Source organism: Psychrobacter glacincola (assembly GCF_965118485.1).
Taxonomy (GTDB): Bacteria; Pseudomonadota; Gammaproteobacteria; order Pseudomonadales; family Moraxellaceae; genus Psychrobacter; species Psychrobacter glacincola_D.
On record NZ_CBCPJH010000001.1, the window covers coordinates 20458 to 41525 of the forward strand.

The 21068-nt window shown below is 41.7% G+C and carries 21 protein-coding genes; 18 read left to right on the forward strand and 3 right to left on the reverse strand.

Features of this window, described 5'->3' with window-relative positions:
- Positions 1-30: 30 nt before the first annotated feature.
- The 11 genes from ACMHKH_RS00095 to ACMHKH_RS00145 all read left to right on the forward strand — a co-directional run bounded on the left by ACMHKH_RS00095 (position 31) and on the right by ACMHKH_RS00145 (position 10899).
- On the forward strand, positions 31-276 hold the full coding sequence (locus tag ACMHKH_RS00095; RefSeq protein ID WP_413518652.1) for a hypothetical protein: 246 nt from the start codon (positions 31-33) through the stop codon (positions 274-276).
- Positions 277-335: 59 nt separating this feature from the next.
- On the forward strand, positions 336-1151 hold the full coding sequence (locus ACMHKH_RS00100) for a thioesterase family protein (protein ID WP_413518653.1): 816 nt from the start codon (positions 336-338) through the stop codon (positions 1149-1151).
- 351 nt (positions 1152-1502) lie between these two features.
- Positions 1503-3035 (forward strand): catalase, encoded by a 1533-nt coding sequence (locus ACMHKH_RS00105; protein ID WP_413518798.1) that lies wholly within the window; start codon positions 1503-1505, stop codon positions 3033-3035.
- Between the two features lie 308 nt (positions 3036-3343).
- Entirely contained in the window at positions 3344-5344 is a 2001-nt protein-coding gene (gene htpG / locus ACMHKH_RS00110) for a molecular chaperone HtpG (protein ID WP_413518654.1), read from the forward strand.
- A gap of 330 nt (positions 5345-5674) precedes the next feature.
- Positions 5675-7156 carry a C13 family peptidase gene (locus ACMHKH_RS00115; RefSeq protein WP_413518655.1) on the forward strand — a complete coding sequence of 494 codons (1482 nt, stop codon included), beginning with the start codon at positions 5675-5677 and terminating at the stop codon, positions 7154-7156.
- An 83-nt stretch (positions 7157-7239) separates the two neighbouring features.
- Entirely contained in the window at positions 7240-8130 is an 891-nt protein-coding gene (gene fghA, locus ACMHKH_RS00120; RefSeq protein ID WP_413518656.1) for an S-formylglutathione hydrolase, read from the forward strand.
- A gap of 273 nt (positions 8131-8403) precedes the next feature.
- Positions 8404-8664, forward strand: a complete 261-nt coding sequence (locus ACMHKH_RS00125; RefSeq protein WP_413518799.1) for a TIGR03643 family protein — start codon at positions 8404-8406, stop codon at positions 8662-8664.
- A 161-nt stretch (positions 8665-8825) separates the two neighbouring features.
- The gene (gene rpe, locus ACMHKH_RS00130) at positions 8826-9515 is read left to right on the forward strand and encodes a ribulose-phosphate 3-epimerase (protein ID WP_413518657.1); all 690 of its coding nucleotides are present in this window, start codon (positions 8826-8828) and stop codon (positions 9513-9515) included.
- A 105-nt stretch (positions 9516-9620) separates the two neighbouring features.
- Positions 9621-9956 carry a hypothetical protein gene (locus ACMHKH_RS00135; RefSeq protein ID WP_413518658.1) on the forward strand — a complete coding sequence of 112 codons (336 nt, stop codon included), beginning with the start codon at positions 9621-9623 and terminating at the stop codon, positions 9954-9956.
- Positions 9957-10075: 119 nt separating this feature from the next.
- Complete coding sequence (locus tag ACMHKH_RS00140; RefSeq protein WP_274903896.1) at positions 10076-10387, forward strand: hypothetical protein; 312 nt, start codon at positions 10076-10078, stop codon at positions 10385-10387.
- 200 nt (positions 10388-10587) lie between these two features.
- Positions 10588-10899 (forward strand): hypothetical protein, encoded by a 312-nt coding sequence (locus tag ACMHKH_RS00145; protein WP_413518659.1) that lies wholly within the window; start codon positions 10588-10590, stop codon positions 10897-10899.
- 136 nt (positions 10900-11035) lie between these two features.
- Here the strand turns inward: ACMHKH_RS00145 and rpmG are convergent, their stop codons facing one another.
- Both rpmG and rpmB read right to left on the reverse strand, forming a co-directional pair.
- Positions 11036-11191, reverse strand: coding sequence for a 50S ribosomal protein L33 (gene rpmG / locus ACMHKH_RS00150; protein ID WP_062533708.1), 156 nt, complete (start codon positions 11189-11191; stop codon positions 11036-11038).
- Between the two features lie 159 nt (positions 11192-11350).
- Positions 11351-11587 (reverse strand): 50S ribosomal protein L28, encoded by a 237-nt coding sequence (gene rpmB / locus ACMHKH_RS00155; protein WP_011280972.1) that lies wholly within the window; start codon positions 11585-11587, stop codon positions 11351-11353.
- 483 nt (positions 11588-12070) lie between these two features.
- On the opposite strand from rpmB, the gene ACMHKH_RS00160 reads away from it, so the two are divergent.
- Both ACMHKH_RS00160 and purU read left to right on the forward strand, forming a co-directional pair.
- Complete coding sequence (locus ACMHKH_RS00160) at positions 12071-14092, forward strand: hypothetical protein (protein WP_413518660.1); 2022 nt, start codon at positions 12071-12073, stop codon at positions 14090-14092.
- Positions 14093-14283: 191 nt separating this feature from the next.
- Positions 14284-15207 (forward strand): formyltetrahydrofolate deformylase, encoded by a 924-nt coding sequence (gene purU, locus ACMHKH_RS00165; RefSeq protein ID WP_413518661.1) that lies wholly within the window; start codon positions 14284-14286, stop codon positions 15205-15207.
- A 96-nt stretch (positions 15208-15303) separates the two neighbouring features.
- On the opposite strand, the gene ACMHKH_RS00170 is transcribed toward purU, so the two are convergent.
- Positions 15304-16110, reverse strand: coding sequence for an inner membrane protein YpjD (locus ACMHKH_RS00170; protein WP_413518662.1), 807 nt, complete (start codon positions 16108-16110; stop codon positions 15304-15306).
- A gap of 233 nt (positions 16111-16343) precedes the next feature.
- Here ACMHKH_RS00170 and ffh point away from each other — a divergent pair, with 233 nt between their 5' ends.
- From ffh to ACMHKH_RS00195, 5 genes are all read left to right on the forward strand, one after another.
- Positions 16344-17894, forward strand: coding sequence for a signal recognition particle protein (gene ffh, locus ACMHKH_RS00175; protein ID WP_413518663.1), 1551 nt, complete (start codon positions 16344-16346; stop codon positions 17892-17894).
- 210 nt (positions 17895-18104) lie between these two features.
- Positions 18105-18788: a tRNA (adenosine(37)-N6)-threonylcarbamoyltransferase complex dimerization subunit type 1 TsaB gene (tsaB, locus tag ACMHKH_RS00180; RefSeq protein WP_413518664.1), complete on the forward strand. Its 684-nt coding sequence runs from the start codon at positions 18105-18107 to the stop codon at positions 18786-18788.
- Between the two features lie 116 nt (positions 18789-18904).
- Positions 18905-19747: an undecaprenyl-diphosphate phosphatase gene (locus ACMHKH_RS00185; RefSeq protein ID WP_413518665.1), complete on the forward strand. Its 843-nt coding sequence runs from the start codon at positions 18905-18907 to the stop codon at positions 19745-19747.
- A 67-nt stretch (positions 19748-19814) separates the two neighbouring features.
- Positions 19815-20744, forward strand: coding sequence for a class I SAM-dependent methyltransferase (locus ACMHKH_RS00190; RefSeq protein WP_413518666.1), 930 nt, complete (start codon positions 19815-19817; stop codon positions 20742-20744).
- 40 nt (positions 20745-20784) lie between these two features.
- A complete protein-coding gene (locus tag ACMHKH_RS00195) occupies positions 20785-21024 on the forward strand; it encodes a hypothetical protein (protein WP_413518667.1) in 240 nt (79 codons plus the stop codon).
- The last annotated feature ends 44 nt before the right edge of the window (positions 21025-21068 follow it).

A 21068-nucleotide genomic window follows, 5' to 3' on the forward strand; every position in this document is an offset into this window, starting at 1 on the left:
TCGTCTATAGCGTTAGATAGGTTAATTGAAATGAAAAAACAGAAAAGAAAATTTGTGTTGGCAGAAGCTAGCCTTGATGAGATTAATAAGCAATTGAAAATTAATACATTTACGATTGTCATTCTGATAGGGATGCTGGTGCTAAATGCAAGCCAGTTTCTGAGAGATTACAGTCTGGTATATGGCATCCTTATTGCCATTATGCTTTTCTTGCTATTCATTATGGCTAAAAGTCGTACGCTGTTGACGCTGCAAAAACAAACCCTTATACGCTAAATGAATAAAACTTATTTTATACCTCGTTAATATATTTTAAAAAGAATAGAAGGACGTCCATGTCAGCTTATTACCATTTTATCAAACGTGAGCAGCAAGCGGATGGCAGTAGTGTTGCTTATTATCAGCCAACTAAGCACGCCCAAGGCGCTTGGAATGACCATGAACAGCATATGGCACCAGCGACAGGCCTGCTCACGGCTGAGCTAAAATGCTATGTGCCACAAGAAAATATGCGTCTTGTTCGTATCAGCTTAGATATTTTAGGGTTAATACCGCTTGATGACTTTACGATTACCACCCGTTGTATTCGCCCCGGTAAGACCATTGAGCTGATTGAAGCAGTGATGAGTAGTCGCGGTCGTGATGCGATCATCGCGCGGGCATGGCGTTTGATGACCCAAGATACCAGTGAGATTGCAGGGCTTGAGGATCAAAAATCCATTCATAAGCCTGAAGAGTTGCCGGTTTGGGATGAGATGAGCGGTTGGCCAGGTGGTTTTATCGAAAGCGTACGTCTAGTCGCCGAACCAGGTCGTCGTCCCGGCAAAGGTATGGTATGGATAACCAACGATCTTGACATGGTAGAGGGCAAGCACACTGATGATATGGTGCACTTGTTAGGCATGGTCGACACCGCTAATGGTGTGGTACCAAGGCTTGGATTGGGATTGTCTGAGTTAGAGTGGATGTTCCCCAATACTGATTTACAAATTCATATGCACCGCGCGCCGCAAGGTCGCTGGTTGGGTATTGAAGCTGTGCAGCAATATGGCGCTGATGGTATCGGTGTTAGCAGTGCGATACTGCATGATATTCAAGGACCTTTTGGTCGCAGTGAGCAGATTTTGACCATCCGCCCGATGTCGCGCTAAAGCTGAACATTATTTAGTAGGCATCTCTTATTGTTTTATCAGAAATTACTCTATGAATAAAAGCTATTAAATTTAAGCTATTTGGATAAATTGAAAATAGTAATCCTGAAAAATAAAACCAAAGCATGTAGTTAATTAATTATACAAATCAATGCTAATCAGTTGTAATGGTAATTAACAAGACAGCAAGCACAGCAGCATGAGTGCACAGATAGGTTACTATGAATAAAAACAGCCGTTTTTCAGAAAAAATGACCTTTATTTTGGATATGTTAATAGAAGCGTATTCAGAATAGGTTTTGTATTTTAATCCATTTGTTATTCAAAGGAGTATGTTTTATGAGCAATGATATGAGCAACGACATGAGCGATAAAAAATGTCCTTACGCACCGACCCAATTGACGATGGGCAATGGCGCACCAGTAGCAGACAATCAAAACAGTCTCACAGCAGGTAAGCGTGGTCCATTATTAGCACAAGATATCTGGTTAAATGAAAAGCTCGCTAACTTTGCTCGTGAAGTGATTCCAGAGCGCCGTATGCATGCCAAAGGCTCTGGTGCCTTTGGTACGTTTACCGTTACCCATGACATTACACAATATACCCGTGCCAACATCTTCAGTGAAGTTGGTAAACAAACTGAAATGTTTGCGCGCTTTAGTACCGTCGCAGGCGAGCGTGGTGCCGCTGATGCCGAGCGTGATATTCGCGGCTTTGCGTTAAAGTTTTATACTGAAGAAGGCAACTGGGATATGGTAGGTAACAATACCCCAGTATTCTTCTTACGTGACCCGCGTAAATTTCCAGATTTAAACAAAGCAGTCAAGCGTGACCCACGTACTAACATGCGCTCAGCGACCAATAACTGGGATTTCTGGACTCTGCTACCAGAAGCTTTGCATCAAGTTACCATCGTTATGAGTGATCGCGGTCTTCCAGCATCCTATAGAAATATGCACGGCTTTGGCTCGCATACCTATAGTTTTTGGAATACCGCCAATGAGCGTTTTTGGGTAAAATTCCATTTTCGTACTCAGCAAGGCATCAAAAACTTAACCGATGCCGAAGCAGCAGATATCGTTGGTATGGATCGCGAAAGCCATCAAAAAGATTTGTATGATGCCATCGAAAATGGCGATTTTCCTAAATGGAAAATGTATGTACAAATCATGCCAGAAGCTGAGGCAGATACCGTCCCATATCATCCGTTTGATTTGACCAAAGTCTGGCCAAAAGGTGATTATCCGCTGATTGAAGTTGGCGAGTTTGAGTTGAATAAAAACTCTGACAATTACTTTGTCGATGTTGAGCAAGCAGCTTTTGCCCCAAGTAACCTAGTACCCGGTATCAGCGTATCTCCTGATAAAATGCTACAAAACCGCTTGGTAAATTACGCCGATGCCCAGCGTTACCGTGTCGGGGTGAATCATCAGCAAATTCCAGTGAATAAACCACGCTGCCCTGTGATGAGCAATCATCGGGATGGTCAAGGTCGTGTCGATGACAACTACGGTAGTCGCCCACACTATGAGCCAAACAGCTTTAGCCAATGGCAAGAACAGCCTGATTATGCTGAACCGCCATTGAAAATTGACGGCTATGCGGCGCATTATGACTTCCGTGAAGACGATAGCGATTACTTTAGCCAACCTCGCGCATTGTTTAACTTAATGAGTCCTGAGCAGCAGCAGATAGTGTTTGATAATACGGCCAATAACTTAGCGGGCGTACCCGACTTTATTCAGTATCGTCATATTCGTAACTGTAACTGGTGTGATGCCGCTTATGGCGCAGGCGTTGCCAAAGCATTAGGATTAAGCGTTGAAGATGCAATGGCAGCGCGTGATTCAGACCCTGCTCGTCATTTACCTAGCTGTCTGTAGTTATTAAACTCAGCTCTTAAATACAGTTAGTAAATGTGCTATTAGGTACAGCTACTAGTATTTATTTGGTAAATTCCATTTAAATAAATTGCTTATACATTGCTTATCCAATGACACCGCCTTAGGAAACTAGGGCGGTGTTTTTTATGGAATCAAGGTTTTAAGCTTGAAATTTTATTCCGCGCCCCTATTAGTATAAACAGCTTAGCGGTATTCAAAATTACGCTTCTCTCATATTCATTTGAGTAAGTTTGGTTTCAGTGCCACTATTTGATAATAAATTTTTAGCATAAATTAAAGGAGTTTTTATGAGTGAACAAGCCCCAGTTGATAACCAAAAAATTGATAGCATCAATGTTAATAAAAGCAGCCCAGAATTAAAAAAACATACCTTTGAAGCAGAAGTAGCTCAATTATTGCACTTAGTGACGCACTCGCTATATTCTAATTCCGATATTTTCGTACGTGAATTGGTATCAAACGCTTCTGACGCTTGTGATAAATTGCGTTTTGAAGCCACCAATGATGACAGCTTGTACGAAGACGATGGCGAGCTGCGTATTCGTATTGCCGTTGATGAAGAGGCTAAAACCATTACCTTTACCGATAATGGCATTGGTATGAACGAAGCCGATGCGATTGAAAACTTAGGTACGATTGCCAAATCAGGTACTAAAGCATTTTTAGACAAACTCTCTGAATCACAAAAGCAAGAAGGTCAGTTAATCGGCCAGTTTGGGGTTGGTTTTTATTCCGGCTTCATTGTTGCCGATACGATTAGCGTTGAAACCCGCAAGGCAGGCGAGCCGGCTGAAAATGGCGTGCGCTGGGTATCTGATGGCACCGGCAGCTTTACCGTTGAACCTATCACCAAAGAAACTCGCGGTACCGCTATCACTTTGCATTTAAAAGAACAATATTCTGAAGGTGAAGACAGCTACTTAGACCGTGGCAAAATTAAGCAGTTAGTGAATAAATATTCTGACCATATCAGTCTGCCAATTCAGATGCGTAAAGAAGTTTGGCAAGAAGATGAGGTTGAAGAGGGTAGCGACACACCTGCCAATGGACAAATGGTATTGACTGACGAATGGGAAACCATTAATAAAGCCAGTGCATTATGGACTCGTAGCGCCTCTGAGATTGAAGATGAAGAGTATGTCGATTTTTATAAAAACATTACCTATGACATGGATGCACCGCTGACTTGGACGCATAACCGTGTTGAAGGCCGTGTGCAGTATACACAGCTGTTGTATATTCCAAAAAAAGCACCTGTCGATTTATATACTCGTGACCAGCAGCATGGCTTAAAGCTTTATGTGAAGCGCGTCTTTATTATGGACGAAGCTGAGCAGTTACTGCCAATGTACCTGCGTTTTGTTAAAGGCGTTATTGATTCAGCAGACTTGCCACTAAACGTTAGCCGCGAAATCTTACAAGAGTCGCGCGATGTTAAATCTATCCGTGATGGTAACGCCCGTCGTATTTTGACTTTATTGGCAAGCCTTGCCAACAGTGAAGATACGGATAAGCAAGAAAAATTCGTGCAGTTCTACGCTGAGTTCGGTGACGTCATTAAAGAAGGCGTTGGCGAAGACATGGGCAATCAAGAACGTATTGCCAAATTGCTTCGTTATGCGACCAGTACTCAAGATGGTGAAACGACCAGTTTTGAAGATTATAAAGCGCGTATGAAAGACGGTCAAAAAGCTATTTATTACTTAACGGCTGATAATTTAGCAGCAGCAAAAAATAGTCCACAATTAGAGCTATTTAAGAAAAAAGGCATCGAAGTTATTTTGATGACCAGTCGTGTTGATGAATGGGCGATGAATTTCTTAACCTCATTTGATGGGACGCCGCTACAGAATATCGCCAAAGGTGCGGTTGATTTAGGCGACTTGCAGGATGAAGCCGAAAAGGCCGAAGCTGAAAAAGCACAAGAAACCCTAAAGCCAGTCGTTGATAAGCTCAAAACAGCACTGGGCGAGCGTGCCAAAGATGTCAAAGTATCTACGCGTTTGGTTGATAGTCCAGCTTGCTTGGTCGTTGGTGAAGGTGAACTATCGCCACAGATGATTCAAATGCTTAAGCAAATGGGACAGGATGTGCCAGAAAGCAAGCCTACATTAGAGATTAATCCTGATCATCCAATCATTAAAAAGCTTGAGAGTAGTGAGCAGTCTGCCGAAGATTTTGATAAGCTAGCACAAGTGATTTTTGACCAAGCATTGCTAGCAGATGGCGGTCAATTAGAAGATCCAGCCGCTTATCTCAGACGCGTCAATGAGCTATTGATGAGATAATGTTTAGTGTTTGATATAATTTAATATAAAAGGAGGTCTTAAATCTAAGACCTCCTTTTTTTAATGAGTTTTTAAGTGAATTTTACAATTCAGCCTTATGCTCTTGACCGACAATCCGTTACAATCGCGATAGATTAGCGAGCTAAAATATTAATCAATAATATCGATGTGCGCTATCCGTCTCTTATATCCATTTCATAGTGAATTAAATATAAAACTGATTTTCGTATGCCATATAAATAGTTAAATAAAAGACAGTAAGCGGCATCAATATCAAAATATTTTATCATTGATTTTTCATTTCTCTCGACTGGCTAGAGGTTTAAGTCTTTGTCACTTGCGTCGTTAAAAACCGTCTCGCTGCAGCGTTTCTCGCTCAATTTCGCTGCCAATATTATTGCAACCTTGTGGATGCTAGTAGGCTCAACAAGGGCGTTCTCTTGGGTTAAACCCACCTTTATTCAGTTTGCAGTGTTCGCGCTATTGGCGCTTGGTAGCAACGTCCTATTTTCTTGGTTAGCCGCTCCAGACGGCAGTATTTTCAATGAGCAAGGATTGGTCAGCTATCTAATCTGGCCGATGATTATTCTACTCGGCGGTATTATTCTAGCACGGCGCGCTGGTAATCAAGCGTTGGTGTTTGTGCCAGTGGTACTGTGGTTGGTTGCCGATACCTTGTCTGCATTACTACAAAGTTTGGTACAGTTTTTGGGCAGCTATAGCTGGTTACCCGATTGGAGCTATTCGTTTTTACCTATGCTATTTTTGGTGCTGTTTTTATGGCAGACCTTGGCATTACTATGGATATTTTCTCGCCGCTTGCGTATACCTTGGTGGGAACGGGTTATCGTCATTATCGGGGCGGTAGCATTATTGACGATTTGGCAGCGTAACGTCGCTGACCAGCCAATATTTAAGCAGATACCAGTAGAGCCGGTGTTAGAGGAAGCGGCATTGTATGAGCAGCCGCGTTTATTGCAAGAAGCGCTTGCTCGTATAGATCCTAGTGTGCCAGGCAAAAGCGATTGGTACTTTATGGGCGTAGCAGGATTCTCTGATCAAAACGTCTTTCGCTCTGAGATTAATAAAGTACGTGAGTTATTTGATGTGCGTTTTGGCACTAGCGGACATTCGCTTGCCTTGATTAATAATACCTATACTTGGTTAGATGAGCCGATTGCTACTAAGACCAGTATCTTACGGAGTTTAAAAAGAATTGGTCAGCAGATGAATGCTGATGAAGACGTGCTTTTTATGACACTATCCTCGCATGGTGATCAAGATTTTGTCCACTTATCCAATCCACCGCTTGAGATGGATAATCTGGATGCAACATGGCTGCGAGAGGCGTTAGATGCCTCAGGTATTCGCTGGCGAGTTATCGTAGTATCGGCGTGTTATTCAGGCTCGTTTATTGATGAATTGGCGTCACCGACTACGGTGGTGATTACTGCTTCGGCAGCAGACAAGATGTCATTTGGCTGTACAAATAGCGCTGAGATGACTTATTTTGGTCAAGCATTCTTTGCTGAAAGCTTACGGGAAAATACCAGTTTTTCTGCTGCCTTTAAAGACGCTGCTTATCGCGTAAAAGAGCGCGAGCTTTATATGGGTTTTGAGCCATCAGAGCCACAAATGGTCATCGGTAGTTTGATGGAAACCGCCTTGCCTGCATTTGAGCAAGTATTATTTGATAAAACCCGACCGCCGCTTGCTAGCATTACAGATAATCCTAGTACGACAACGACGATCAATGTTTTACCAGATGCCGGCGCAGATACAGTTGTAAATGATGAGAACTCTACAAACTAAATTTTTATCTCATTTTGAATTTTATTAATTTAATGCTTGTTTAAATCATTATTATTTTATCTTAGATACAAAGGATAATACTTATGAATAATTCTTATAATCACAGTCTCTCAGCCAACACGCAGCTCACGCAAAAAAGTGTCAATCGCTGCTTTGATGGTGAGCAACATTATTATAGTCATCAATCTACTGCTACTAAGACGCCGATGACCTTTAGTATTTATCTGCCTGATGAAGCCTTAATAGGGCAGCGTTGTCCGGCGATTTTATACTTATCAGGTCTTACTTGTAATGCGGATAACGTCACCCATAAAGCGCATTTTCAACAAAAATGTAGCGAGCTTGGGATGATATTTATCGCACCGGACACTTCTCCTAGAACTAGTGAAGGCAGTGAAGTGGCAAACGATGAGCGTTATTTTGTCGGTCAAGGTGCAAGCTATTATGTGGATGCGACGCAAGCGCCTTGGGCAGAAAACTTCAATATGCAAAGCTACATTGTCGATGAGCTGTATGACTTGTTACGCTCAGAGTTTCCGATTCATAGTATCGGTATTACTGGGCACTCGATGGGCGGTCACGGAGCATTATTACTGGGCTTTAAGTTCCCAGGTAAGTTTGTGAGTGTCTCAGCGTTATCGCCTGTGTGTGCTGCTAGTGAGTCGGCATGGGGGCAAGCCGCTTATACAGAATATTTCGGTGAAGATAAAGCTTTATGGTTACAAGCAGACGCGTCGAAAGTTATTGAAAAAGTTGGTCAGCAGTACTCAAGTATCTTGGTTGATCAAGGCGCAACTGATGAGTTTTTAGCTGATGGTCAGCTACAAACCTCTAAATTACAGCAAGCCTGTACAAGCGCTAATCAGCCATTAACCTTGCGTTATCAAGCCGGTCACGACCATAGCTATTACTTTATTCAAAGCGTTATTAACGATCATATCGAACATCACTGGCGCAAGGCGCAGCTTAGCTAAATTCTTACTGTAAATTATTTATTTACTATAGTATTTTATGTTTAAAAGGTCAGATTTATGGCAAGTTATCAAGATTTAACCGCATCTGAATTCAACAAAAATTTAGCAGCTGATAAGCACGGAGATTCTACTATTCATAAATCTACACTTGCCACTATGCAAGCAGATATGGAAGCAGCTTTGAAAAATAAGCAGCGCACTCTTATCGATATAGATGATAGTGAAACCAATATTAGTAAAGTAATTGAATGTATCGAACAGTCAGTAAATGACGTGCACGAGAGAGAACTGAGCGCCGCTCAGCGCTCACGTGTGATAGAGATGGCGTGGGAAGATAGAACGACGTTTGAGGCGATAGAGCATAGCTATGGTCTCAATGAAGCGGGTGTCATTAAGCTGATGCGTCAAGAGCTAAAACCATCGTCTTTTCGCTTATGGCGAAAGCGGGTGAGCAGCCGTGCTACCAAACACGAATCGATGCGAGGTTTTGTCGTCGGTCGCGCTTATTGTAAAACCCAATATAAACAGCGCTAGTTATGTATCTGCCTGTCTACAGCTGATAAGTGTAACTGTAATATCGATACCTAGCAGCCATTATAAATCCTGATTTTCCGCTATAATAGAAATGCGTTTTATCTGCTTGGTCTGCACATTTTATTAAACCCTTAGTCAAATACAAATTAGGTAGCTCAATTATGATCAGTCCTTCTAAGCCATATCTAATCGCACCTTCTATTTTATCTGCTGATTTTGCCAGACTTGGTGAAGAGGTTGAGCGAGTGTTGGAATCGGGTGCTGATGTCATTCATTTTGATGTGATGGACAATCATTATGTGCCCAATTTGACCTTTGGTAGTATGATTTGTAAGGCGCTGCGTGATTATGGGATTGATGCGCCAATTGACGTGCATCTGATGGTGAGTCCTGTTGATAGTATGATTGAGCAGTTTTTGGAGGCAGGTGCGAGTATTATTACCTTTCATCCTGAAGCCAGCTCGCATATTAATCGCTCTTTACAGCTGATTAAAGATGGTGGGGCTGAGTGTGGTTTGGTACTAAATCCAGCAACGCCGCTGCATTATTTGGATTACGTGATGGACAAGGTTGACCAAATCCTACTGATGAGCGTCAATCCAGGCTACGGTGGTCAGTCATTTATTGAAGGGACGCTAGACAAGGTTCGCCAAGTCCGTCAGCGTATCATTACTAGCGGTCGTCCCATTAGATTGGAAGTCGATGGTGGTATCAAGGCCAGTAATATTCGCGCCATTGCCGAAGCAGGGGCTGATATGTTCGTTGCAGGTTCTGCAATATTCAATCAAAAAGACTATAAATCAGCTATCGATGCAATGCGCGTAGAGCTTGCCTTGGCAAATGGAGAGTAATGCCCCATATAGTAAGATATCTACTAGTAAATATGAGCGTCATATACTATTGATAGCCGTTATATGACTGATTATATTAAGCAACGTGTCAGCTAAAGGTGCCATATGAATATACAAAATGTAGAACATCAAAACCAAGATTTGCAACCACGTAGCTTGGTGCCTAAGGGTATTACTATTGGCTTAGCCATGTTTGCGCTTATTCTAAGCTTAGCAGGTTATGGTTTTCGCTTAATGGTGGGTGATGATACAGGTGAAGTATTACGCCATGCTGTGGTGATAGTGCCGGCGTTTATGATCGGTGTTCCTTTCTTATTTTGGATCGGTTCACTCATACTGAATAAGGTTAAAGGTATGGATATCGCCACCTGGAACGCCATTAGCTTAGGATATTTAACCTCTTGTATATCGATGCTCTGGTTAATGGGTACTTACAGTTAAACCTATATGAGCAAAGATAAAGTTGCTTAATATATAGAGTATTGCAATTTTCTTTAAGCTCTTTTTGAGATGCTTTTTAATCGTTAAGTCATGCTCTCTAAGCTTGACTGGAATTTTACATGAGAATAGTACCGACCAATATTGCCAATATCATTTATCCAAAAGACTTACCGAATGGTTTATTTACCAGCTTAATTATTGGCTGTCTGCTGCTAGGACTATCGTCACTGCGACATGGTACTGACTTACAAGGCTGGTTGCATGTGTTTGAGAACTGGCTACTGATGTTGTTGATATTGCCAACCGCGACTGCCACTGTGGCGCTACCGTTTAAATATCGTGATCCTACTCTTGAGCTTAAATTAGTCTACTATCTTGGTATGTTTGTTGCTTTCTTATTTACCTTGGCAAAGCTGCGTTACTGGCGTTAATCGTTGGTAGCTTTTTATAAAATCATCAACGCTAAAGCTAGATTCTGTCAAAGACTTGCAGAATGGCTCTTGAATTATCGTCTCAAAGCGTCCATTGTATGAATAAGATAGTTTTGCCCGCATGACTGTAAGATGGTGGCTTTAGGAAATGAAGCAACACGTTTTTTACAGCGGTAAACGGGATAATAAGGATACAATAAATGCCATACGATATCGATAATGAGATCGAAGTAGATAATGACAGTACCGATCAGTTTGCAGGGTTTGCAAAAGAGACGACTCTTGAACTGGTAGAAGCAGACGACGGCAAATTGCTCTTACGTGACGCTGAACAAGATGATGCGCCACTGATGACCATTGATTTTTCTGATAAACTAAAAGAGATACTCGGCACTGATACGCAAGCGATTGGTCAGCATATGATTCATGCGGCGATTCAAGTGATTATGCAAAAGCAGATGAGCCAATGGCATGCCCATGTTTATGATAAAGAGCCGACGCATTATAGTTAAAGTTATAAGCAAGCAGTAGAATATAAAACATTAAGCAATAAAAAAAAGGGTTTATCAATTGATAAACCCTTTTTTTTGTTTAAATAGCTTATATACAGAAAGTATTTATAAAAATGTATTCTATATATAACAGCAATTATTTGATTTTTGCTTCTTTAAAGAGCACATGTTGGCGAATTTTTGGATCGAATTTCTTCATTTCCATTTTGCCAGGCATAGTGCGCTTGTTTTTAGTAGTGGTGTAATAATACCCAGTACCAGCGGTTGATACTAATTTAATTTTATCTCTCATGATAGCTTTCCTGTAAATGAGCGGTCTTCAATCGATAGGTAGTAATCTAAAGTGTTAAGTGGCGACATGTCTATGACATAAATATGAGTTTCACAAACATATCGCTTAAAAGCAGTCTAATTAACAATTATATTAGCTAATGAAACTGCCAATAGTCACTTATACTTTTTGACCTTGTGCGCGTAAATCTACTAGCACTTTATCGATACCCAGTTTGTCAATGATGCGCATACCTTTGGTAGACACACGTAGACGTACAAAACGATTTTCCGACTCTACCCAAAAACGATGGTTATGAAGGTTTGGTAGAAAGCGACGACGGGTTTTGTTGTTTGCGTGCGAAACATTATTACCCACCATAGGGCGCTTTCCAGTCACTTGGCAAACTCTAGACATGGCGAACTCCTGATCTATGAAGTATGAGGTTTTCTCATACCAGTCTGGGCAAGTTGCACGTATTTGCGGCATGGACACAGCAAGCGGCAGCTTTGCACCAAACAAAACTATATGAAGGTTGAGCTGATTTACTGTCATTAAAGGCAAATAACAGGTAAATCAATTCAGAAAATTTTAAAGCCGACATTTATACCATAAAAGTAATGAATACTCAAATATTTTTGTAGTAGTTGTTGGTTTAAACGGTAGCTATTATACCTTGAATTAAGCAGTCTATGTGATTGATTATTTAATAATAAGGATTCACTTTTTAGTTGTAAGTTATAAAAAAAGTCAGTAAAGTTGCAGTCATAAATTTAATACAATCTGTTAATATAACTGCTATTATTGTAAGTCTATGTATCTTTACCAAGCTGATATGAGGCTACGTAATGATTACGTACATTTAATCAGATAAATTACTGCTGCTGCGGAGCTCCAAGAATGTCATATTCCTCATTACCTGCTTTTAAGTTATTTCAGCTTACCTCTTTATCCTGTGCCTTGGCTTTAGCAGGTTGTGGTGGTGGAGATGGCACGGATATCATTGCTCCACCATTTGATAACTCTGGCCCTATACAAGCACTTAATGTTAGTAGCGTTAGCATTAGTGATAATTCAGGAAGTACAACTCGCATCCTGACTAGCTCAGGGGCAACAGCAAGCGTAAAAGTCACTAATAGTAGAGGTCAGCCTGTCAGTGGTGCGCTAGTAACTTTTGGTACTGATGCGCCGATATCATCAGTAAAGTTTGGCAATACTAATGGTACAGTATTGACCAATGCTGACGGTATAGCGACTATGACCCTAAAAGCGGTTAGCGTATTAGACTCTGGTAGTTATTTATTGTCTGCTAAGGCAAATTCTGAAGGAGTTGAAGTTATATCCTCTGATTATTTCTTTTCGCTACAAAGTGCTAACTTAATTTTTGATGAGGTTAGATTAGCGCAAAGCACATTACCTTTTGGCGGGTCTACGGACATCACAGGCTTAGTCAAAAGCTCTGGTAACATGGAATCTCAAACGGGTATAACAGTGAGTTTTGCGGCCACTTGTGGCAGCGTTAGCAACGCAGTGACTAATATTCTAGGCTTTAGAGCTACTTATAATGCTGGGGTATGTGAAGGCAATCAAACGATTGTCGCTTCTATAGAAGAAAGTGGCGCGACTATTCGTTTACCAGTGACTATTGGTAAAAGTACAGATCTTGGTGCTTTAAGTATCAGATGTATCTCTGGTAACACACCAAACTTCCCTAATTCTTCTGCAAGTAGTGCAGGTAATGATCAATGTGCTAACACTGTGGTAATAGGCGCTCTAGGCAGTACATTACCTTCAGTACGTAACATTGAGTTTATCGTGAGCGCTGAGGGTACACCATTTGCTAATGAGCGGGTGAAAGTTGAGCTGTTAAATGCACCCAATGATTTTGGGATAGGTAGCCGTGGAAATCAACAAACACTTACCCTCACTACCGACAGTGCTGGCCGCATCACAGTGCCATTATACGCAGGCAACACAACAGCAACTGATATAACAGTCAGAGCGACCTTGATTAGTAGAGTGGATGTGACTGCCGAAGTGACAAATATTGAAGTAATAAGTAGTGTACCTACGCAAGCTGGTTTTACAGTAGTACCTACCAAAAATGTACTAGCTGCTACAGCTACTAACACCTCTACTATGGCTGTTAGCCGCTTAAATGACTCCACCACATTGAATGTCATTGCACGAGATACATCACCCAACACACCAAATAGCTTCGTAAATGGTTCTACGATACGTTTTGTCGCAGAAGGCGGAACCTTGTCGGCTAACTCTTGCGTTGTGAGTAATGGTCGCTGTAGCGTAACATTAAATACTACAGGCGTACTCCCTAATGATAGACGGGTTACGGTACTGGCTTATACCACAGGGACTAATACTCAACAGATTAACGGTAACGGTATTTTCCTTGATGAAAACGAAAATGGCACTTTCGACAGTAATGAATTTAAACTACCGTCAACCACAGGTATAATTTTTACTCAGTTTGTTGTTGGGTTTGCCGATACTACGCCTATTTTTAACCCTACTCTTAATAATATAGTAGCAGATGCTAATGGAACTAAGCTAAAAACGTTTACTATGAATGGTAGCGGTAATTTAGGCATTAAAAAAATATCTATGCCCTCAAATACGACGGTTCGCATACAGGCAATAGATAAGACAGGTGGTAGTGGTAGTCTCAATTGTACAGCGCAGATAGCGAGTGAAGGTATCTTCAGTAATATTTTAACAGTGCCAATGCTGGTGAATTTGTCTACTCCTGATAACAACAACATACTTGGAAATAATCAAAATGATGCTGATAAAACGTACACGATCAGATCACAGAACTGTAGCGTAGGTGATGAGATTAGATTGACCGTTACTACGCCTGCACCGAACAGTAAAACTACCACTGAAATTATCGCTGTATTATAATTTAAGACTATTAAGTTAATGAAATAAAACCCTCAACTCAAAGTTGAGGGTTTTTGTATTTATAATTTCAATAATTAAAAACAACCAACTCAATCAGCAAAGTTTTGCAAAAACGATTAGAATAGTTAGTTTTCTATACTGCTGGCAGTATTTAAAGTTAGCAGCAAGTTTTATTTTTAATTGGGCGCGCTATGTCAGACACTGCAACGATTGCTTCACCAAAAACGTCACTTCAAGTGGCAGCTAAAGAGATTCCCGCTATTACTGCTACAGCCACATTGTTAATTAAATGCCGTGACCAAGCCGGTATCGTACAAGCGGTATCGGAGTTTATTCATCGTTATGGCGGCAACATCATTACGCTAGATCAGTATTCAACTGCTCATGAAGGCGGTCAATACTTTATGCGTTTAGAGTTTGCCTTAGCAGGATTGAGCGAGATTATTGATAACTTTGAGGCCAGTTTTGCGCATACGGTTGCCAAACGGCACAATATGGAGTGGCGCTTACATGACAATGCGATTAAGACCAAAGTTGGTATCTTGGTATCTAAATTTGATCATGCTTTATTAGATTTACTGTGGCGTCATCAGCGCGGATTGCTTGATTGTCAGATTACTTCTGTTATCAGTAATCATGAAGAGTTACGTCAAGCCGTCGAAAATTTTGGCATCACCTTTCATTATGTGCCAGTGACCAAAGACAATAAGGTAGCAGCAGAAGAACAGATTCATGAATTAATGACAGGCAATGATTTATTGGTATTAGCCCGCTATATGCAAATATTGTCATCAGATTTTGTCAAGCGTTGGCCGATGCAGATTATCAATATTCATCATTCATTCTTGCCAGCGTTCGTCGGTGCTGATCCTTATCGTCAGGCTTATGATAAAGGCGTCAAGCTTATTGGAGCAACGGCGCATTACGTGACCGCTGAGCTTGATCAAGGACCTATTATCGAGCAAGATGTGCACCGCGTCACCCATCGTCAAGGCGTCACCGAGTTGCGAGCTATTGGTCGTGATATCGAGCGCAATGTATTGGCACGCGCAGTAAACTGGCATGTACAAAATCGGGTGATTGTCGCGGGGAATAAAACCGTGGTATTTAATTAGCTTTTTATCAAGGCGATTTCAAATTAAGAAAAAAGCCGCGAGTATTATCATTTAATACTCGCGGCTTTTTTCTATATTGCTACTGTAGCGCTGTTTTTATAACAGCATCTCTAGTACAAACTTGCTACCAACGAAACCAATGGCTAATAGAATAAAAGCATAAATGGTCATATTAGCGGCTCGTTTGCCACGCCACCCAGCTCGCCAATTACCGATAAGTAAGGCGCCAAATAGCAGCCATGATAGAATGCTAAAGGCTGTTTTATGGACAAGATGCTGCGCCAGCAAGTCTTTTACATAAATAAAACCAATACCTAATGCAATACTCAGCAGAATAAATCCTACCAATAACATATCGAATAATAAGCTCTCCATACTTTGAAGAGACGGCAATTTATTGACCCAAAAGCGGTGAATAGACTGATGCTTCAGCTCACGTATTTGTTGGTGTAAAAACAGCGCTTGTACTGCCGCCATGAGCAGCACACAATACGCCGCAAGCGATAATATGATATGAGCCTCAAGTCCCATGCTGATATCGGTGATTGGGCGATAAGGCGCACGCCCAACATAACCGATTAGCATACCTACCAAAGCGGTCGGTGCTGCCAATATTCCAAGACTAACAATTGGTCGATACAGAGAAAACATGACGTAAAAAAACAAGAAGAATAAACTGATTAAGCTGATAGTATTAAAAAGATTGAAATTTAGCCCATAAAGGGTGACTACGTGCGGATAGAGCAGCGCTGCATGTGCGAGCATACCCACAAACAACAAGCCTAAGCTTGCGCCTTTATGGATAGGTTTATCTTGAATCAGCGCCCAACCAATATGAATGCTGACTAAGAAGTAAGCCATCGCAGCAAGTAAGAATGCAAGTTGCAAGATAAAAAACCTCATCTCATAATGCGCGCAAAATACGCGCTTAATTTCATGCTAAAGTGGTATTATTAGAATAATCACCCAATTTATCATAAAATGGCACTTAATTGAGCACCATCTTATGTATTCCTGATAAATGCTTGGTAATTGAGCTTCAAAGCCTGCCATCGCATACTCAAATATTATTTATCAGCTCTTTAATTTATGAAGAGTTAAGCTGAATCCAGAATTATTTTAACTGAGAGTTATTTATGTTTGATACTTTAACAGAACGATTATCGTCGAGCCTGCGCAATATCGCAGGTACAGGTCAATTAACCGAAGACAATATCAAAGACACTTTACGCGAAGTACGTATGGCGCTGCTAGAAGCCGATGTGGCATTGCCGGTCACCCGTGATTTTGTAAAGCGTGTGAAAGAGCAAGCGCTTGGTGCAGAGGTACTTAAAGAGTTGGCGCCAGGACAAGCATTTGTCAAAATCGTCCATGACGAGCTGACCGAAATGATGGGCAGTGCCAATCAGCAGCTTGAGATGACGGGTAAGCCGCCAGTTGTTTATCTGCTGGCAGGTCTGCAAGGTGCAGGTAAAACGACGACTGCCGGTAAATTGGCAAAGTTTTTACAAGAGCGCCATAAGAAAAAAGTCATGTTAGTCTCAGCTGACGTCTACCGTCCAGCGGCGATTGCCCAGCTTGAGCAAGTGGCAGGTCAAGTGAACGCCAAGTTCGTCAATTCAAGTAGCGACGAAAACCCAATTGATATCGCCTTACGTGCTATCGAAGAAGCCAAAATCCAATATCAAGATATCTTGATTATTGATACGGCGGGTCGTCTGGCTATCGATGAAACCATGATGGATGAAATCAAGGCGCTTACCGCTGCGGTCAATCCTTCTGAAACTTTATTTGTCGTTGATGCGATGACTGGTCAGGATGCGGCAAACACTGCCAAAGCATTTAACGATGCGCTACCATTAACGGGCGTTATTTTGACCAAGACTGACGGTGATGCTCGCGGCGGTGCGGCATTATCTGTACGTGCTATCACCGGTAAACCGATTAAGTTCTTGGGTCGCGGTGAAAAACTTGACGCCCTAGAGCTGTTCCATCCTGAGCGTATCGCTCAGCGTATTCTGGGTATGGGTGACGTCCTGAGTCTGGTCGAAGAAGTTGAGCAAAAGATTGACCGTGATAAAGCGGAGAAAATGGCGAAAAAGATGCAAAAGGGCGGCGAGTTCGACCTTGAAGATCTATTGACCCAGTTTCAGCAAATGAAAAGCATGGGCGGCATGGCAGGCTTCTTAGATAAAATGCCAGGTATGGGCGGCTCGGATATGCAAAAAGCCGTTGAAGACGCTAAGCCTGAAGAAAAAGTACGTGAAATGGAAGCATTGATTAATTCGATGACCCCATTTGAGCGCAAAAATCCCGATAAGATTAACCCAAGCCGTAAGCGCCGTATCGCAGCTGGCTCAGGTCGTGAGATTCAAGACGTCAATCGTTTGCTCAAGCAGCATAAACAAATGGCAAAAATGATGAAAATGATTTCTAAGCCTGAAGGCATCAGTAAAATGATGAAATCGATGCAAGGATTGATGGGTGGCGGCGGAGCAGGTGGCGGCGGCGGTGGCCCATTATTTGGTGGTGGTGGTCAGCAAGGCGGCGTCAAAGATGTGAATCCGCAGCAAATGGCAAAGCAGATGGGACTTGACCCAAATAGTATGCCAAGCAGCGACGAGATGCAAAAACAGATGCAAGAGCTACAAGGCCAAGCACCTAAGAGTTTCAAAAAACGTTTTTAAATAATAATTACTGCTATTAGCACAAATTTTTTCATAAAAACCTCAAACTAAATGGGCTTTGAGGTTTTTTTATGTTTTAACTGCTTGAGTAAACTTTTATAAAGAAACTATTAAAAATTATGAAAAATATAGAAAGTCGGTCAATTAATCCATCCTAAATGCTATGATAGGCGCTGTTTTATAATGGCAAGCAAATAAGCCGAGGTGATAATGTTTTTAGCAATGGATACCGTGTTTGATCAGTGTTCGATCGCAATTTTGGATAGCAGTGGTCAGGTGTTATCGAGTCATACTGAGACGGGTCAGCGCCAGCAAACGCAGCAAATCTTACCGATGATTGACGCGGCATTATCTGAGGTCCAGCTAAAACTGGCTGATATACAAGCCCTTATCTTTAACCGAGGTCCCGGTGCCTTTAGCGGTATACGAATTAATACGGCAGTGGTGCAAGCGTTATCAGTGGCGCATGATATTCCTTGTGTTGGTGTTTCAAGTTTACAAGCAATTGCGCAAGCGGCGTATCAACAGCATGGTCTAGGCGAAGTATATAGTGCGCTTGATGCACGTATGCAGCAAGTATATTTTGGGCGATATGCAGTAATAAACAATATTATGCAGCTCGTTAATCAAGACAATGGCGCAGATGCCGAGCAGTTACTTGATTATGATAGCCAGACGGCGCTCAATATTCCTATTGTTGGTAATGGCGCTGGTCTATTAATCCTCCATGATGCTCAGATAATCCATGCTGATATTCATCCCGATGCTGCTGTGATAGGGCAACTCGGCGTTGCTCAGTTTATGGTCAATGGTGGAACGGAAGCTGCGCAAGCTCTACCAAAATATCTACGCAATCAGGCATGGAAAACGTTGAAAGAGCAAGGTAAGGCGTAACTATTATAAGCTGTTGTCAGCTACTATCAGCGCTATTTAAAATATCAACGCTACTCTAAAAAATACTTTAAAAACACTCTCAAGCAGACAATAGGTCTGTGTTTAGGAAAGCCATCGTGGATATCGTTTTATTAATTCAAGCTGTCATCATGGGTATCGTTGAAGGTATCACTGAGTTTTTACCCATCTCTAGCACCGGATATTTGATTTTATCTGCTGATTTGATGGGCTTTTGGACAAAAGAAAAAGTCGATTTGTTTGTCGTAGTGGTGCAGTTTGGCGCTATTTTAGCGGTCATTTATGATTACTGGGGCAGACTCTGGCAAGCATTGATGGGGTTGCTGACTGGTAAAGCAGAAGGTATGAGTAATCCACGCCAACTTGGACTCAGCTTAATTGTCGCGACTATTCCGGTGATGATTGTTGGTTTTACTTTTGCTGACGAGATTAAAGCCTATTTATTTAATCCCATTGTCGTGGCGATTATGCTAATTATCGGCGGTTTGCTTATATTTTATGTTGAAAATCGCCCGAAAGCCATTATTGCAGAAGAAGCAGAAGACGTTAGCCTAAAAACAGCTTTAATGATAGGGTTGCTGCAATGTTTGGCGTTAATACCGGGTACATCACGCTCAGGAGCTACGATTATTGGTGCCCTGTGGCTTGGGGTTTCACGTAAAGCTTCCGCTGAGTTTTCCTTCTTTTTGGGTATTCCGGTCATCATTGGTGCGGCCCTACTAGATTTTATTAAGCATCGCGACGTTTTGACCAGTAGCGAAGATTGGTTGGTGCTAGGCATTGGCACTGTTGTTTCATTTATCGTCGCCTTACTTTGTATTCGCTTATTGGTCGCTTGGGTCAGCCGTCGTGACTTTAAGGTTTTTGCATGGTTGCGTATTATCACTGGTGTGTTGGTCTTAATAGCCGCTTGGGGTTTTGGTTATCAAATGGCAGGCTAAGCTTTATAATGGAATAGTTTTTGATAGCAATTCATGATGGTGTAAGTATGAGAAAGGAATGGCAGTCATGACCGATATAAAGCAAGTAGCGAGCCAAGAACTTAGCCAAATACCGAGCACTGTTATAAACTGCCAACTACTTTATGTTAGTGAGTCGCAGGCAAGTCAAGTCGAGAGCCTGCAAACGCTGATAGATGAGCATACGCTACCCATTATTCTAAATATCGAACTAATAAGAGTCAAATTAAATCAAAAATGTCGTCAGCAATTAAGCCAGACAGCTACCCAACCTATCTTGCTGTTGGATGAAAAAAATAAGCTTTCATGGTTAAGTGATGGCTTGAGCGTTGCTCCCGAATGGGATAAATTGCAGCGACGTGTGGTGAGTGCGGGACGCAAATCTGAATTATTACTGCAAGCGGCAAAAATTACAGCAGATAGCAAGGTTATTGATGCAACTGCTGGGTTTGGTCATGACAGTCTGATACTCGCAAGTACTGGCGCCCAAGTTACCATGCTTGAGCAGCAACCATTGATGGCGTTATTGTTACTTACAGAACAGCTGCGTATGAGTGTACTGCCAAATTGGCAGAAGCTGATGTCACGTTTGCAAATTATTAATACTGATGCGCTAAGCTATTTTGAAAGTATTAATTTTGCCAAATTTAATAACCCTGTAGATACTGATAATGAGCAAGCTGTTGATGTGATATATTTTGACCCTATGTTTCCAGAAGATAGCTACCAAGATAGCAAAACGGGCAAGGGCGCGAAAGTCGGCAAGCATATGCAAGCATTACATCAATTGGCGCGTCCGCCAACGCTAGATGAAGAGCAGCAATTACTACAATCTGCGCTAGCAATAGTCAGTCAAAATGGTCAAAAACAAGGGCGGGTGATTGTAAAGCGTCCACAGTTTGCACCGTTGCTTGCTCAACTACAACCAAGTGAGAGCTGGAGTAATGAAGCGGTGCGTTTTGACGGTTATTTTATTTAATGATATCAAATAAGACAGCTTGTAAATTTAGGAGCAGGGAATGTCTGTATTAATAATTTGGGTAATGGGCGCGGCTTTATTGTTAATCAATATTATGCTGCGTACCAGAATTTTGCGACTTGAAGCACGTCTAAAAGAATTAAGTAATCCTAAAGAGCAGTTAGCGTTTTTGCGTCAGCAAGCAGCACAAAAAGAGAAGGCTGCTGCGATTAAAGCCCTACGCAAGCAATATCCTGAAATATCACTGGTTGAAGCAAATAAGATGTGGCAGCAAGTTTAGCGCCTTTTATATTATAAAAGAAGCACGCATTAAACTTCTATGCA